The organism is Thermovirga sp. (assembly GCA_012523215.1).
Lineage (GTDB): Bacteria > Synergistota > Synergistia > Synergistales > Thermovirgaceae > 58-81.
Genome location: JAAYIZ010000286.1, coordinates 1 through 1900, shown reverse-complemented (window position 1 = coordinate 1900; position 1900 = coordinate 1). Strand labels below are relative to the sequence as shown.

The window sequence follows — 1900 nt, the reverse complement described above, 5'->3', positions numbered from 1 at the left end:
GGAGTACGCTAACCCCGTCCGCGACGGCGATGGACGAGCGGTGGCGATCGTAGGCGGCGGCCCCGCCGGTATCGAGGCCGCCCTTGTCCTCAAGGAGCGCGGGTTCGCCCCGGTGATCTTCGACAGCAGCGCTCGCCTGGGCGGCTCCCTCAACACTGCGGACAAGGGGTACGGCAAGGACAAGATAACGAGTTACGTCGGCTCGCTGACCGCCCGTGTCGAAAGCGAGGGCATAGAGGTCCGGCTTGGGCGGGAGGTCACCCCCGAGGACGTCGGGGGGCTGGACCCCTGCGGCGTCTTCCTGGCGTGCGGTGGGGAACCCTGCATCCCGCCGGTCCCCGGAACGGATCTTGACTTCGTCTGCACCGCCGAGGATGTGTTGCTGGGGCGTGCCTGTCCGGAGGGGAGGGTCGTAGTGGTAGGGTCGGGCATGACCGGGCTTGAGACGGCTGAGACGCTGGCACTCAAGGGATGCGGGGTCACCATGGTGGAGATGCTAGGCGAGGTCGGCCCGGGCATGTACTACCTCGTGGTGTTGGACGTGATGAACCGCATCAATCCCCACGACCCCGTGGTATTGACCGGTCACAGGCTGGAGCGGATCGTCCCCGGCGGCGTGGAGCTTTCACGACTGTCGGACGGTGAGAAGGTAGCGGTGCAGGCGGACAGCGTTGTGCTGGCGGTAGGTGTCGCCCCGCGCAAGGGCGTGACGGAGCTATTCAAGGCCGCCTTTCCCGACGCCGTGGTCATTGGCGACGCTAGGTGCTGCGGGCGCATACTCGAGGCCACGCAGGACGCCCGCGGAAGGGCCTTCACGTTCCAACCGCGAGCCCCAAGGAGAGGAGAGGTTCAGCATGGATAGGGGATACAAGATCCCGGAAGAAGAACTAGGGAACTTCATGAAAGGCGGCGCCATGAACGACCAGTACGGCATCCAGCTCTTCTTCAACACGGACCCGAAAAGGGCGAAGGAGCTGCTGCCGCCGCCCCTGGTGCCAGCCGACCCGGCCAACCCGATGTGCTACATCTACGTCGTGAACATCCGCCAGCCCACCTTCTCCCCATGGTACATGGAGGGTGGCCTCGGGATAATGGCGCGGCTGGGAGATTACGTGGGCGTCTACTTCCTAGGCCTGATGCTGAGCGGACCGGGCGCCCTGATGGGGGTGTTCTCCGGGCGCGAGACGTCGGGGCTCGCCAAGAAACTGTGCGAAAGGATCCTCGTCGAGAGGACGGGCGACGTGGGAAGGTGCCTCATCAGGCGCGACGGCGTGGACCTCCTGGACGTGAAGTTAAAGATGGGCTCCTACAACCTGAAAGGTCACAGGATGGAGCAGGAGGGGTGCTCGCGGGAGAAGCCGGCGACCACAGGCGGTGGGTGCCTCAACCACGTCTACAACGTGGAACAGGGGGCGTTCACCAACCTGAGGATGACCTTCTACAACAGCCCGACCCGCTACTACTCCTGGGATCCAGCCGAGGCCGAGGTATCCCTGGCCTCCTCGATCAACGACAGGTGGGGGGAGCTGCCCGTGACCAACGTGATCGGCGCCGGCTGGATGGTCAGCGACAACTGGGTCATAAGCCAGGAGAAGATCTACGAATACACCGACGAAAAAGAGTTGAACCAGGCGATGTGCCTGCTGTTGCCGGGCCGTTACGACCGCTGCACTTTCCTGAGGGACCACCAGTCCTACGAATAGACAAGAAAGGCGGGATGCACCGATGGAGTTAGACAAAAGCTACTACAAAGGCAAGACCGCCGTCGTCACCGGGGCGGCGTCGGGCATAGGGCTGGCCCTCATTGAGGAGCTGCTGGCCTACGGGGCGGAGAAGGTCGTGCTCGCGGACTTTAACGCCGTGAACCTGAAAAAGCATACCGACCGTCTTTCGGCCGAAT

Annotated in this window: 3 protein-coding genes; all 3 read left to right on the top strand. The window is 63.7% G+C overall.

Annotation, left to right across the window (positions count from 1 at the left end; translation table 11 throughout):
* On the top strand, positions 1–862 hold an 862-nt coding region (locus tag GX108_07795), incomplete at its 5' end, for an FAD-dependent oxidoreductase (GenBank protein NLO56931.1).
* Positions 855–1703, top strand: coding sequence for an acetoacetate decarboxylase family protein (locus GX108_07790; protein NLO56930.1), 849 nt, complete (start codon positions 855–857; stop codon positions 1701–1703). The genes GX108_07795 and GX108_07790, both read left to right, overlap by 8 nt.
* Positions 1704–1725: 22 nt before the next feature.
* Positions 1726–1900, top strand: a 175-nt coding sequence (locus tag GX108_07785) for an SDR family NAD(P)-dependent oxidoreductase (GenBank protein ID NLO56929.1), incomplete at its 3' end; no start/stop codon positions are given.

Coding starts and splice junctions, on each gene's coding strand:
- GX108_07790 (NLO56930.1), top strand. CDS start 855: ATGGATAGGGGATACAAGATCCCGGAAGAAGAACTAGGGAACTTCATG.